The following is a 13,624-nucleotide window of genomic DNA, read 5'->3' as shown; positions in this document are numbered from 1 at the left end:
ACGGATCAATAAAAGGACGCAGGACAGATCATGTCTATTGAAATCAAAGCTCCGCAGTTTCCCGAATCCGTGGCTGACGGTACCGTCGCAACCTGGCATAAGCAGGAAGGTGATCGTGTCAGTCGTGATGAGTTGCTGGTGGATATCGAGACCGACAAGGTCGTGCTCGAAGTCGTGGCGCCAGCGGATGGTGTGCTGACCAAGATTCACCATGGTGAAGGCGACACCATCGAAAGCCAGGCATTACTGGCGGTGCTCGAAGCGGGCGATGGTGCTGCGCCGGCGACAGAAACTCAATCAGAGCCTGCCAGCGCGCCTGTTGCTGCAGAAGATAAGGCGCCAGTGGCAGGGCCGGCAGCTCGCAAGCGCTTGGCGGAAGCCGGCTTGGATGCCAGCAAGGTTGAGGCCACTGGCAAGGGTGGGCGAATTACCCGCGATGATGTGGATAACGCGCTGAAGCAGCGCGAGCAGCAGAAAGCCTCAGCGCCAGCGCCAGTGACGCCAGCTGCGGTTGCGCCGGCGCCAGTGGCAAATGGCGATCGTGAAGAGCGCCGCGTGCCAATGACCAGGCTGCGCAAACGTATTGCGGAGCGTTTGGTGGATGCCCAGCATAATGCTGCCATGTTGACCACTTTCAACGAAGTCAACATGAAGCCGATCATGGATATGCGCAAGCATTATCAGGCCGACTTTGAAAAGGCTCATGGTGTTCGCCTTGGTTTTATGAGCTTCTTTGTGCGTGCCTGTGTTGAGGCGTTGAAACGCTTCCCCATGGTGAATGCTTCAATCGACGGCGACGACATTGTTTATCACGGTTACTACGACGTCGGCGTCGCCGTGTCCGGTGATCGGGGCCTTGTAGTTCCTGTGTTGCGCGACGCTGATCAGAAGGGGCTGGCGGAAGTCGAAACAGATATTATCGAGTTTGGGAAAAAAGCTCGGGAAGGCAAGTTGTCCATCGAAGAGATGACTGGCGGGACCTTCACTATTTCCAACGGTGGTGTATTTGGATCGCTGATGTCGACTCCCATTCTGAACCCGCCGCAAACAGCCATTCTCGGCATGCATAAGATTCAGGAAAGGCCGATGGCAGTTGATGGCAAGGTGGAAATCCTGCCGATGATGTATCTGGCAGTCTCTTATGACCACCGGTTGATTGATGGTCGTGAAGCGGTGCAGTTCCTCGTGGCCATCAAGCAGTTTATTGAGGATCCGGCACGTTTGTTGCTGGATATCTGACGCATCGGCGCCGGCATGACCGGCGCCTCCATGACAGAAGTGGGAAAGATTATGTCTGAACAATACGATGTCGTCGTAATCGGCGGTGGCCCGGGCGGCTATGTCGCTGCAATTCGCTGTGCCCAGCTTGGTATGAAGGTGGCCTGTGTTGAGCGGCGTATTAATAAGCAAGGCAAGCCTGCGCTGGGTGGCACTTGTCTGAATATTGGCTGTATCCCGTCGAAAGCTCTGCTGGATTCCAGCTGGCGCTATCACGAGGCCGAGGCCAGTTTTGCCGATCATGGTATTGGCACGGGCAAACTGTCTATTGATGTTAAGAAAATGGTTGAGCGTAAGGATCAGGTGGTTCTGCAGCTGACCGGTGGTATTGCCCAGTTGTTTCAGGCACACAAAATTGATTGGTTGCAGGGTAGCGGTAAATTGCTTGCCGGCAAGCAAGTTGAGTTCACCAGTAACGACGGTGAAGTTAAGGTGCTGGCTGCCCAGAATGTGATTCTGGCGGCGGGCTCAGAGCCTGTAAGTATTCCGGTGGCAGCGGTGGATAACGATCGCATCGTTGATTCCACGGGTGCGCTGGATTTTAGTGAAGTGCCCAAGCGTCTCGGCGTGATCGGTGCCGGTGTGATTGGCCTGGAACTGGGGAGTGTCTGGTCCCGTTTGGGAGCCGAGGTGGTCGTGCTGGAGGCCGTAGACGGGTTTCTCCAGCCGGTGGACCAGCAGCTGGCTAAGGAGGCGCGTAAGATTCTTACCAAGCAGGGTCTGGATATCCGCCTTGGTGCTCGCGTAACCGGCGCTGAAGTAAAGGCCAAGAAAGTTAATGTCACTTACACCGATGCCAGTGGCGAACATCAGGAAACCTTTGATCGTCTGATCGTGGCAGTGGGGCGTCGTCCGGTAACACAGAATCTTTTGGCTGCGGATTCCGGTGTGACCATGGACGAGCGTAATTTTATTTATGTGAATCAGCAGTGTCGCACGGATGTGCCAGGGGTATACGCCGTTGGTGATCTGGTGCGTGGTCCAGCCCTTGCTCACAAGGCAATGGAAGAGGGTGTTATGGTCGCCGACGTAATTGCTGGTGAGCATACACAGGTGAATTACGACACTATTCCATGGGTAATTTACACCCATCCAGAACTTGCCTGGGTAGGCAAGACCGAAGAGGAAGTGAAATCCAGCGGCGAGCCTTACAAAACCGGTGTTGTGCCATTTGCGGCTAACGGCCGAGCGCTCGCGGCAGGTGAAAGTCACGGCATGGTCAAGTTTATTGCCGATGAGAAGACAGATCGCATTCTCGGCATGCATGTGCTTGGACCACAGGCTTCCGAGCTGGTCCAGCAGGGCGTGATCGCAATGGAGTTCGGTGCCACCACGGAAGATTTGCAGCTGATGGTATTTGGTCATCCAACGCTGTCTGAAGCGGTGCATGAGGCTGCCCTGGCGGTGGACTCTAAAGCGATTCACATTGCTCAGCGTAAGCGCAAGAAATAACACAGAACGAAGGTTGATCCGGTGGCTCACAAGGTCACTGGGTTGTTTCGGAGAACAGTTCCTTAACGGAAGATAACGGGATCAGAACATGAATCTCCATGAATATCAGGGCAAACAGCTGTTTGCAGAATACGGACTACCGGTTTCCAAAGGATTTGCTTGCGATACCCCGGAAGAGGTAGCGGCAAAGCTTAAAGAAATTGGTGGCACTGAGTGGGTGGTCAAGGCTCAGGTGCATGCCGGTGGTCGTGGCAAGGCTGGTGGCGTCAAGTTGGTCAAGTCTGCAGAAGAGGCCGCCGCCTTTGCCAAGAAGTGGCTCGGCCAGCGCTTGGTCACTTATCAGACTGATGAGCACGGCCAGCCGGTGTCCAAGATTCTGGTTGAGTCCTGTACTGACATTGCCCAGGAATTGTATCTAGGTGCAGTGCTCGATCGTGCCAGTCGTCGGATCGTCTTTATGGCATCTACGGAAGGCGGCGTGGAAATTGAGAAAGTTGCCCACGAAACTCCGGAAAAGATTCTCAAGGCGGCCATTGATCCGCTGGTTGGCGCGCAGCCCTATCAGGCACGAGAGATTGGGTTCAAGCTTGGTTTGAATGCTGGGCAGATCAAGCAGTTCACCAAGATTTTCCTTGGCCTCGCCAAGTTGTTTGAAGAGAACGATCTGGCGTTGCTGGAAGTAAACCCGTTGGTTATTACCAAAGAAGGCAACCTGCATTGTCTGGACGCCAAGATTAATCTGGATGGTAGTGCGCTTTATCGTCAGCCCAAGCTAAAGGCAATGGAAGACCCTTCTCAGGAAGACGAACGCGAACGTCGCGCGGCGGAATGGGAGCTGAACTATGTGGCCCTGGATGGAAACATCGGCTGCATGGTCAACGGTGCCGGTCTGGCCATGGCGACCATGGATATCATCAAGCTGAAGGGCGGCGCTCCGGCCAACTTCCTTGATGTTGGCGGTGGAGCCACCAAAGAGCGGGTCACCGAAGCGTTCAAGATCATTCTTTCCGATAGCAATGTGAAAGCTGTTCTGGTGAATATTTTCGGCGGTATTGTCCGTTGCGACATGATTGCCGAGGGTATTATCGGTGCGGTCAAGGAAGTGGGTGTTAAGGTGCCGGTGGTCGTTCGCCTCGAAGGTAACAACGCCGAGCTGGGCAGTAAGAAACTGGCTGAAAGCGGCCTGAACATTATCGCAGCAACTGGTTTTAACGATGCTGCCGAGCAGGTCGTTAAGGCGGTCGGGGGTGCAGCATGAGCGTACTGATCAATAAAGAAACCCGGGTTATTTGTCAGGGGTTTACCGGCTCTCAGGGGACACTCCATTCTGAGCAGGCGATTGCCTATGGCACCAAAATGGTTGGTGGTGTAACTCCTGGCAAGGGTGGTCAGACCCATCTGGGCCTGCCAGTTTTTAATACCGTGCGCGAAGCGGTGGAGGCCACTGGTGCCAATGCCTCAGTGATCTATGTGCCTGCGCCATTCTGCAAGGATTCTATTCTGGAAGCGGCGGACGCAGGTATCGAGTTAATCGTCTGCATCACCGAAGGTGTGCCGGCCTTGGATATGCTTGAGGTAAAGGAGTATGTCATCCGTAAGGGCGGTGTCCGCCTTATCGGTCCGAACTGTCCAGGCATTATTACTCCGGGCGAGTGCAAGATTGGCATTATGCCTGGCCATATTCATCAGCCGGGCAAGGTGGGTATTGTTTCCCGCTCTGGCACGCTGACCTACGAGGCGGTGAATCAGACCACGGCGCTGGGCTTTGGTCAGTCTACCTGTATCGGTATTGGCGGCGATCCGATTCCTGGTATGACGTTTATTGATGCCTTACGCCTGTTCCAGGATGACCCGCAGACCGAGGCGATTATCATGGTCGGCGAGATTGGCGGTAGCGCAGAAGACGAAGCTGCTGCGTTTATTAAAGATCATGTTACCAAGCCGGTAGTATCTTACATTGCCGGTGTGACTGCCCCGGCGGGCAAGCGTATGGGCCATGCAGGCGCCATTATTGCCGGCGGCAAAGGCACTGCTGATGAGAAGTTCGCGGCACTGGAAGCTGCCGGAGTGAAAACTGTGCGTAACCCATCCGAGATGGGTTTGGCTCTTAAAGAGCTGACAGGCTGGTAATAGTACCCGTGTCGTCCAGAGGGCGACGCGGGTGCCACAGCGCACTATGACAAGGCCCGCTATGCGGGCCTTTTTTTAATGCACAGTATCTTCGTCGTCCAGCTCGAAGAATTCGTATTCATTCAGCTCGCGTTGCAGACGTCTCTCTTCAAGCCTGTTCTCTATACGATGGCGCATGTCTAGATTGAAGCTTTTAGATCGACTGTTCTGAACGTCCGCCTCGTCCTGCTCTTCTTCGATGAAATCAGCGTCTTCGTTCATCAGCAAATCATCCGTTTCGTCTTGATCGGTATTAATGCGACTGCTGGCCATGACGGTCCCCATGTTGTTGTTGGGGTCCGCGCACGCCCGGAGGCGTATGCACGGCTCCCTGAGTATCACATGACTGCCAGTTCGAGAGGTCAGGCAAACGGATAGATTGCATTGCTCTCTTGGCGCCTATATAGCGCTGACGATGTCATTCGACAAGCATTTTTTTTCATCACAGAATTTTTGCCAGACAAATGGTTGTGCAGAGGAGGTCAGTGGTCGCCCTGACCTCGCCCACGCAGGGTTACTGCAAAGATGCCGCTGAGGATAATCAGGGTGCAGCCGGCCAGCATCCAGTGGTCCGGAAGGTGATCCCAGATCAGCCAGTCAATTAATGCCGCTGCTGGCACAGCCACATACCCCAGAGGTGCCACCAGACTGGTGGGTGCGAGGCTGTAGGCCCGGTTGTACAGCACCATGGTCAGAAAAATGGACAGGCCGACGTACAGCAAAGCGGGCCACTGAGCCGCAGAAACCGGGCTGAAATGGGCTATGCCCATGGGGCTAGAAGCGATAAAGGAAATGAAGAAGTAGTAAAACAATACCCGGGTCGCTGGTTCGCTGGTGGACAGCGCGCGGGTGGTGGCCATGGAAATGGCAAGTCCGATGCCTGCAAACATGCCGAGCAGGTGACCCGGATTAATGCTGCCAGTATCGGGGCGCAGGATCAGGAGGACGCCCACAAAGCCAGATAGCAGCGCTATCCAGCGGACAGCGGGAACCTTTTCGCGAAACCATACAAAAACAATGAGGGGCACCCACAGGGGAGCGGCAGACCGAAGCACGCTTGCATCCGCCAGCGCGATAAATGGCAGGGCGAGATAGTAGGTGGTAAAGCCAAGCCAGCCGCCTAACGAGCGTACCAAGTGGAGACCGAGGCGTCGGCTGCGTAAGCCATCCATGCCCTGACGTAGCACCCAGGGAAGAGTCAGCAAGGTGCACAGCCCGTACTGACACCAGACGATGAACCACGGTGACAGGCTACCGCTAAGGTACTTGGCACTGGCAGCAGCGGTGCTGGCTACAAGGCTGGTAGCCAGGGCATAGCTAATACCGAGTACGGGATTGTGGCGGTCGCTGTGCATGCTTTCTGGCTCTGTGATGTGATCTGTGGCTGGTTGTAGCCAGCAGAGTCGCCAAGTATCGATGTATGTGGCCTGGATGTGAATCTGCGCAGGTTATCAGTCGATGCGCCAGAAGCGGGCATTCGTCATGGACTTGTCCGGAGGTTCCTTTGTAAAGTGCAGGTGATTTGCACTGTCCGCCGGGCAGATATTACAGAGGAATCAGGAAGCTATGGTGAGTGCCCTGCTGATTGTTGGTCTGACCATTTTTTTAATGGGTACCGTCATGTTGGGGATGGACGCCCAGCATCGTGGCAGGAGTTCGTTGATGTTTGCCCTGCCATTTGCCGGCAGTGGCTATATTCGGCATTTCTGGTCGGATGTCTGGCTGGCGGCCTTGCTAAGGGTTGCGGGCGCGACTTTGGTGTTGATTTCCGGAGCGGTTGCGGTGGCAAGGGACCCTCTAGTGCTAGAGCAGCCGCGCCGTTTGTTCGGTGTCAGTGCGCCTGCAGAGTTGGTTGGTAGTAAGCGAGCCGAGATTAATACCTTTGCCAACTCACAGGAAGCGGTGCTGCTGGCCATTCGTAGTGACGCCAATCCGATGCTGTCCGGGCGGCTACGTGGCCAGCCGTTTTTGTACAGTCATGCCAAGCTGGTTGGAGGCGTGCTATCTGCTCAGCAGGGTGAGGGATTTATCCCGGATATTGAGGTTCGCATTCTGCTTGATCTGGATCCCGCAACGGTGACACAGGAGCGGCAGACCTTCTATGTCAGGCCTGCGGATGAGTCCGCGCCAGAGTTGCAGATTACCTGGCGAGCGGAGGACGGTAGCACGCCACATACAGAGATCATTCGTGGCGGCTACCAGATGGAGCTGCAGTTAACCCGTCGCGACGCGCATACCTTGACCGGTTTTATGCAAGTGATTCTGCCGGACCCGGATCGTAGTTACCTGTCTGGGGAGCTTGCGGTGCGTACCAACAACCTGCGCTTTATCAAAGATCGCGTCGATTTAACCTATGATCACCCAGACACCCTGGAATACGTTGGTCGCCAGTACCTGGAAACCCAGTTTCCCGAAAAAACGGTTAGCAGCATCCAATTCAGTGACACTCGCTTGTTAATGAGCGAAAGCGGGGGTGTCAGCGTTGCCACCATCACCCTGGTGAATGGTCGTATTGAGCAGCGAGATATGAAGTTTGATCGCGCAGACATTGGCTGGGCCGTGCGACCGGGCAAGATGGAGACCCGGGTGTTGGCAGAAGGTGGTAACCAGCAGCTCCGTCTGGTGGTTCCTGGTGCCGCCCCCCAGCGTGGTCAGGTTGTGGCTGAGGCGCCGCCGCCGGTGACACTGGAGTTTGCTTCGCTGGACACGCTAAACGGCCAGCAAGGGGTGATTTATCAGGTTGATGGCCGCACCCGAGAGGGGATTCTGCGTGGTCTGCGCCGTAATCGTTTGTTTATTGAGTCCAATGTGGCTGGCGGCACGGCAGAGTTTTCCTATGCTGAGCAGGAGCTCAAATACATTGTTCTTGCCAGTGGTCAGCAGGTGTTGCTAGCGGGTGTTGAACTGGCTGAGGGTGGCTTGCCAGAAGTCCAGCCCGTTGTGCCAGAGAGCACTGCTACCAGCGAGGCGCAAGAGCCTGAGACGCTGTCTGAAGTCGCAGAGACTGCACTTGAGTTTACGGCTATGGTAGGCCGTGAAGTGACTATCACCAGTCGTGATACGCGCACAAGAACCGGTATTCTCACGGCAGTCACTGAGCGTCAGTTGACGCTCAGCGTGCGAGTCGGCACCGGTAGTCTGGAGTACTTCTACTCGCCGGCGGATATTGTTTCTCTGACGGAAGTGACGCGATGAAAGTTTTGCTCACCGGCGGTAGTGGTTTCGTTGGTACGGCTCTCTGCAGACAACTGGCTACGCGTGGTCACGAGCTGATTGTGCTGTCTCGTTCGCCTGCAAAGGCTGCGGCCAAACTGCCTGACGGCACCCGATTGGTCAGCTCCCTGGATGAAATTGCTGACGACGAAAAAATTGATGGCTTGATCAATCTGGCCGGTGAAGGCATTGCGGACCGGCGCTGGAGCAGGGCACGCAAGCAGGCCTTGCTGGACAGCCGGGTTGGTGTTACCGAAGCGCTGGCAAAGTTGGTGGATCGTCTCAATCAGCGCCCTTCAGTTCTGGTTAATGGTTCCGCCGTCGGTTTTTATGGAGACGCGGGTTCGCTTGAGTTGACGGAAGCCAGCCCGGCAGCGCGCCGTGATTTCACCTATTTACTTTGTGATGCTTGGGAAAAAGCCGCCCGAGATATTGGCCGTCGTGGTTTACGAGTTTGTGTTCTGAGGATTGGTGTGGTGTTGGGGCATGGCGGCATGCTATCCCGGCTTATACCACTTTATCGTCTTGGCCTGGGCGCCAGACTGGGTAGCGGTCAGCAATGGCTGTCGTGGATTCATCTGGATGATCTGGTGACCTTGCTGGTGCGCTGCCTTGAGCAGAAATCTGCGGAGGGTGTGTACAATGCGGTGGCTCCGCAGCCGGTCACCTACAGTCGTTTCCATGAGGCCCTTGCTGGTGCCTGTCACCGTCCGGCGCTGTTTTCTGCTCCTGCCTTGCCGTTGAAGTTGGCATTGGGGGAAATGTCCGTTCTGCTGCTTGGTGGTCAGAGGGTTTTGCCAGCGCGCCTTGATAGTCAGGGTTTCACCTTTGCCTATCCATCAATTGATCAGGCACTGACGGCACTATGCAAAAAATAATCTGGAGATGAACTCTGCAATGACAGATTCTCGTGAAGTGGCCACCATCCTTGGTGGTGGCAGTTTTGGTACGGCGATGGCAACCATCCTGGCGGAGAACGGCCATGATGCTCGTCTTTGGGTGCGCGACCCGGAAACTGTAGCGGCCATTAACGAGCAGCGAGAAAACACTCGATATATGCCCGGCAAGGCTTTGCCGGAGGGGCTGCTGGCTACTGAGTCGCTGGAGGATGCCCTGAGTGGAGCCACTCTGGTTTTTGTCGCATTACCAAGCAAGGCATTTGCAGATGTGTTGCCACTTGCCCGGGAGCTGATTCGTCCAGATACGATAGTTGTCAGTTGCACCAAGGGCATTCATGCGGATGGCTTCCTGCTTATGAGCCAACTGCTTGAGCGTGAGTGGCCGCAGGCGCGTGTCGCTGTGCTTAGTGGTCCAAACCTTGCTCGCGAAGTGGTTGAAAAGCGCTTTTCCGGTACGGTCATCGCCAGCCCCGATGAGACTTTGTGTCAACGGGTTCAGGATGCCATGAGCTGTAGCTATTTCCGGGTTTACGATAATCCGGATCGCTTCGGCGTGGAGCTGGCTGGCGCACTGAAGAATATTTATGCCATGGCCACCGGTATGGCCGCAGCGCTTGGTGTCGGCGAAAATAGTAGCGCTTTTCTTATTACCCGTAGCCTGGCGGAGATGAGTCGCTTTGCCGTGCGTCTGGGTGGGGATCCGCTTACTTTTCTCGGTTTGGCCGGCGTTGGTGACCTGATTGTTACCTGCACTTCATCGCTATCGCGTAACTATCGGGTTGGTTATGCCATTGGTCAGGGGAAGTCAGTTGATCAGGCGGTGGCAGAGTTGGGCCAGACCGCGGAAGGCGTCAATACGGTGCGACTGGTTGCCGCGCGGGCGGAAGAGCTGGGCGTTTATATGCCCATTGCTGCCGGACTTGGGCAGATACTGTTTGCCGGCAAGCCAGTGCAGAAGGTCATCGCCGATCTGATGGGCGGCGAGCATAACCATGATGTTGAGTTTGTGGTGCCGGGGAAACACTGATGCGCCTGTATATCGTCCGTCATGGTGAGGCAGAAGGGCAGACCACAACAGATCAGGCCAGAGCATTGACCCAGCGTGGCAGGGAAGATGTGGCGCAGTTGTGGCAGGCGTTGTCCCAGCGTGGTGTCACGCCGAGCAAGCTGATCACGAGTCCCTATGTGCGGGCGCGCCAGACCGCCGATATTATTGCCATGAGCTTTCCTCAGGTGGCTCGCGGCGAGATGAGCAGTATTACCCCGGATGGCGAGCCTGCCCAAGTCATTGAGGAGTTGATCGCTTTGCGGGCTGATGATGGCTGGACTCTGGTCAGTCATATGCCATTTGTGGACCTGCTGTGTGGTGTGCTGGTGGATGGTCAGCGTTATCCGTTCCCGGTGGGCGCTGTTGCCTGTGTTGATGTGGACGTTATGGCTCCGGGTGGGGGGCGTTTGCTGTGGCTGCGCAGCCCGGCGGATATGCGCTGAGAGCCCGCCAGCAGCCGTTCGTCGGCAGAAACTGGGCTTTTTTTCTGAGTGTGATGATTATCACGTATCCAGTGTGAGATGATCCCTAATTGTTAGTAAGAAAGTAGTAGATACTGTAAAGCGCTACACCACCTCTTCGTCAGAAGGCATGTTATGGCAGTCAAGGTCGAGAAAGTCGCCACATCGGATCTGCAGGTCGGCATGTTTGTGTCGCAGCTGGATCGTCCGTGGATTGAGACGCCATTTCCCCTGCAGGGCTTCCCCATTCGTTCTCAGGACGATATCGAAAAACTGAGGGTGTGGTGCAAATTCGTTCTTATTGATGTGCGTCGCAGTGTCATTAATGCGGCACTGCCTCCCCATGCGGTAAGCGACCGTCCCGTTGTCCGTCCTGCCGCCCCGACAGCGGTGCGAGGCAATCTTGGCAAGTTTACTCCGACCCGCTATCGCACCAGTCAGCCACTCAAGCGAGAAGTAGCCACTGCTGCTCCCTATCATCGTGAAATCAGTCGTGCGATGTTGCACTTGCTGGGGCAGGCCAGAGAGAGCAAGGCGCTGAGTTTTCCGGTGGCCAGAAAGGCCGCCTCAGTGGTGGTGCAAAGCGTTATGCGCAACCCGGATGCAATGGTCTGGCTGGCGCGTTTGAAAGACAAAGATTCCTACGGTTACAGCCACAGCGTCCGGGCATCGATTCTGGCCTCTGTGTTTGGCCGTCATATTGGTTTGCCGGAGGACGTGCTGCTCAATCTGGCGACTGGCACTTTGCTGATGGACATTGGCATGGCGCGTATGCCCAGGGAGTTGCTTGGCCGTGCAGAGGCATCTCTGAGTGGTGAACAGCAAGCCGAATTACGTCAGCATGTGCGTTACGGTCTGGATATGCTGGAGAGCTGTGACAATATCAATGAGCAGATTCTGGGGGTGGTGCAGTATCACCACGAGCGTCATGACGGCAGTGGCTATCCCCATGGTCTTAGTGGCAGCCAGATTCCCCTATTGGCGCGCATTGCCGGCATTGTTGATACCTATGATGCGATTACCAGCCCGCGCCCCTATGCTGAGTCAGTGACCTCCACGGAGGCAGTTTCAAACCTTTATGATCAGCGCGACAAGGCATTCCAAAGTGCGCTGGTGGAGCAGTTTATCCAGGCCATTGGCGTCTATCCCACTGGAACCCTTGTAGAGCTTTCCAACAACGAAGTGGGTGTGGTGATTGCCCAGAACCCAACTCGCCGCTTGCGCCCGCAGGTGATGGTGGTGCTTGATCAGGACAAGCGTCAGCTATCCATGCCTAGAGTTGTCAATTTGCTGGAGGTTGAGCGTGATAGTCATGATAAGCCACTGACTATCGCCGGCTGTCTTAAGGCGGGTGCGTATAACGTTGATTTGGCGAGAGTTCAGGTTAACGCCGCCTGATCTGCAAACGGTTACTCTAACTTGATATGGAACGCCGGCCTTGTGCCGGCTTTTTTTGCTTGTGCGAATGCATCCCGCCGGTGAGAGAAACGCCATTGCCCGTACAAGTGCGTATAATGCGCGCCTTCAGACATGGTTCTGGCAGTTCTTTCTGCCAGCAGCCATCGGATTTCCGCTGCAGGAGTGGTCATGACCGTACGTACCCGAGTTGCCCCGTCGCCCACTGGTGATCCGCATGTGGGCACTGCCTATATCGCATTGTTTAATATGTGTTTTGCCCGCCAGCATGGCGGTCAGTTCATTTTGCGCATTGAGGACACCGATCAGACACGCTCCACGGCTGAATCCGAGCAGATGATTTTCGATTCAATGCGCTGGCTGGGACTTGAGTGGGACGAAGGCCCGGATATCGGTGGGCCGCATGCACCCTATCGACAGAGTGAGCGTGGCGCGATCTATAGCCGCTATGCTGAAGAGCTGGTAGAGAAAGGCCATGCGTTTCGTTGCTACCGCACCGGCGAGGAGCTGGATGCCCTTCGCGAGGACCTCAAGGCCCGCGGGGTGCAGCGTGCCTTGAAGCCGTCTGATCTGGAGCTGCCTGCGGATGAGGTAGAGCGCCGTCATGCTGCCGGAGCTTCCTATGTGATCCGTATGCGAGTGCCTGAGGAAGGTCGCTGCGATATTAGCGATCTGTTGCGCGGTAATCTGGAGCTGGACTGGGCCCAGGTGGATGCCCAGATTCTACTTAAGTCAGACGGTATGCCGACCTATCATTTGGCTAATGTGGTTGACGATCATTTGATGGAAATCAGCCATGTGATTCGCGGTGAGGAATGGATCAATTCCGCCCCCAAACACAAGCTTTTATATGAGTACTTTGGTTGGCAGATGCCGGTGTTATGTCATATGCCGTTGCTACGCAACCCGGACAAGTCAAAGCTGTCGAAGCGCAAGAACCCGACCAGCATCAACTTCTACCGGCGCATGGGCTATCTGCCGCAAGGGCTGACCAACTATCTTGGTCGCATGGGTTGGTCCATGCCGGATGAGAGTGAAAAGTTCTCCCTCGAGCAGATGATTGCCAGCTTCGATATCAGCCGTGTCTCGCTTGGCGGCCCGGTATTTGATGTAGAGAAGCTGTCGTGGCTTAACGGTCTGTGGCTGCGTGAACTGGATGATGAGGCGTTTCTCAGCACCCTGATGGAATGGGCGTTTAATCGGGACTATGTGATGCAGGTACTGCCACATCTGCGCGGTCGGGTGGAAACCCTGAGTCAGGTGGCAGAGCGTGGCAGTTTCTGCTTTACCGGGGTGCCGCCGGTAAATGCCTCTGCTTTTGACCATGACAAGTTTAGCCACGATCAGATGCGTGAGTGGTTGCAGTATTTTCTTTGGGCGCTGGAGACTCTGCGCCACTGGAACCGTGACGCGATCTTTGCTGAGGCGCAGCGTATTGCAGCGGCGACGGGCGTCAAGGTCAAGGATGTATTGCACCCGGTGTTCGTTGCCATTGCAGGTACTACCGCCAGCTTCTCGGTGGTAGACAGTATGGAGATTATCGGCTCGGATCTGTCCCGGGCACGCATTCGTCAGGCCATTGAGGTGCTGGGCGGAGTGTCAAAAAAGCAGGCCAAAAAGCTGGAAAAGAACTGGCAGCGTATTGAGCAGGGTCTGCCGTTGGATGGGGCGGACACAGAGTGATCAAT

12 protein-coding genes are annotated in these 13,624 nt (G+C 55.5%); 10 read left to right on the top strand and 2 right to left on the bottom strand.

Annotated elements, in window-relative coordinates; all coding sequences use genetic code 11:
- Positions 1 to 30: 30 nt before the first annotated feature.
- The 4 genes from odhB to sucD all read left to right on the top strand — a co-directional run bounded on the left by odhB (position 31) and on the right by sucD (position 4,860).
- Positions 31 to 1,239: a 2-oxoglutarate dehydrogenase complex dihydrolipoyllysine-residue succinyltransferase gene (odhB, locus tag J1C54_RS12245; RefSeq protein ID WP_229148242.1), complete on the top strand. Its 1,209-nt coding sequence runs from the start codon at positions 31 to 33 to the stop codon at positions 1,237 to 1,239.
- A 51-nt stretch (positions 1,240 to 1,290) separates the two neighbouring features.
- Positions 1,291 to 2,730, top strand: a complete 1,440-nt coding sequence (gene lpdA / locus J1C54_RS12240) for a dihydrolipoyl dehydrogenase (protein ID WP_229148239.1) — start codon at positions 1,291 to 1,293, stop codon at positions 2,728 to 2,730.
- Between the two features lie 88 nt (positions 2,731 to 2,818).
- On the top strand, positions 2,819 to 3,988 hold the full coding sequence (sucC, locus tag J1C54_RS12235) for an ADP-forming succinate--CoA ligase subunit beta (protein ID WP_229148236.1): 1,170 nt from the start codon (positions 2,819 to 2,821) through the stop codon (positions 3,986 to 3,988).
- Positions 3,985 to 4,860 carry a succinate--CoA ligase subunit alpha gene (gene sucD / locus J1C54_RS12230; protein WP_229148233.1) on the top strand — a complete coding sequence of 292 codons (876 nt, stop codon included), beginning with the start codon at positions 3,985 to 3,987 and terminating at the stop codon, positions 4,858 to 4,860. Before sucC ends, sucD begins: the two co-directional genes overlap by 4 nt.
- 75 nt (positions 4,861 to 4,935) lie before the next feature.
- Here the strand turns inward: sucD and J1C54_RS12225 are convergent, their stop codons facing one another.
- Together J1C54_RS12225 and J1C54_RS12220 are read right to left on the bottom strand one after the other, a co-directional pair.
- Entirely contained in the window at positions 4,936 to 5,184 is a 249-nt protein-coding gene (locus J1C54_RS12225) for a PA3496 family putative envelope integrity protein (protein ID WP_229148229.1), read from the bottom strand.
- Between the two features lie 197 nt (positions 5,185 to 5,381).
- Positions 5,382 to 6,254: a DMT family transporter gene (locus J1C54_RS12220; RefSeq protein ID WP_229148227.1), complete on the bottom strand. Its 873-nt coding sequence runs from the start codon at positions 6,252 to 6,254 to the stop codon at positions 5,382 to 5,384.
- A gap of 214 nt (positions 6,255 to 6,468) precedes the next feature.
- Between J1C54_RS12220 and J1C54_RS12215 the strand changes: the two genes are divergently transcribed.
- From J1C54_RS12215 to gltX, 6 genes are all read left to right on the top strand, one after another.
- Complete coding sequence (locus J1C54_RS12215) at positions 6,469 to 8,094, top strand: hypothetical protein (RefSeq protein ID WP_229148226.1); 1,626 nt, start codon at positions 6,469 to 6,471, stop codon at positions 8,092 to 8,094.
- The gene (locus J1C54_RS12210) at positions 8,091 to 8,990 is read left to right on the top strand and encodes a TIGR01777 family oxidoreductase (protein ID WP_229148225.1); all 900 of its coding nucleotides are present in this window, start codon (positions 8,091 to 8,093) and stop codon (positions 8,988 to 8,990) included. The genes J1C54_RS12215 and J1C54_RS12210 overlap by 4 nt, the downstream gene beginning before the upstream one ends.
- A gap of 19 nt (positions 8,991 to 9,009) precedes the next feature.
- Positions 9,010 to 10,038: an NAD(P)H-dependent glycerol-3-phosphate dehydrogenase gene (locus J1C54_RS12205; RefSeq protein ID WP_229148223.1), complete on the top strand. Its 1,029-nt coding sequence runs from the start codon at positions 9,010 to 9,012 to the stop codon at positions 10,036 to 10,038.
- Positions 10,038 to 10,502: a phosphohistidine phosphatase SixA gene (sixA, locus tag J1C54_RS12200; protein ID WP_229148222.1), complete on the top strand. Its 465-nt coding sequence runs from the start codon at positions 10,038 to 10,040 to the stop codon at positions 10,500 to 10,502. The genes J1C54_RS12205 and sixA overlap by 1 nt, the downstream gene beginning before the upstream one ends.
- Positions 10,503 to 10,655: 153 nt before the next feature.
- Complete coding sequence (locus tag J1C54_RS12195; RefSeq protein WP_229148221.1) at positions 10,656 to 11,918, top strand: HD-GYP domain-containing protein; 1,263 nt, start codon at positions 10,656 to 10,658, stop codon at positions 11,916 to 11,918.
- 189 nt (positions 11,919 to 12,107) lie between these two features.
- On the top strand, positions 12,108 to 13,619 hold the full coding sequence (gltX, locus tag J1C54_RS12190) for a glutamate--tRNA ligase (protein ID WP_229148219.1): 1,512 nt from the start codon (positions 12,108 to 12,110) through the stop codon (positions 13,617 to 13,619).
- Positions 13,620 to 13,624 lie beyond the last annotated feature (5 nt).

Origin of the sequence: Alcanivorax sp. 1008 (assembly GCF_020667895.1) — a bacterium.
In the GTDB taxonomy this organism is placed as follows: Bacteria; Pseudomonadota; Gammaproteobacteria; order Pseudomonadales; family Alcanivoracaceae; genus PGZG01.
This window is presented reverse-complemented; position numbering and strand designations above follow the sequence as displayed.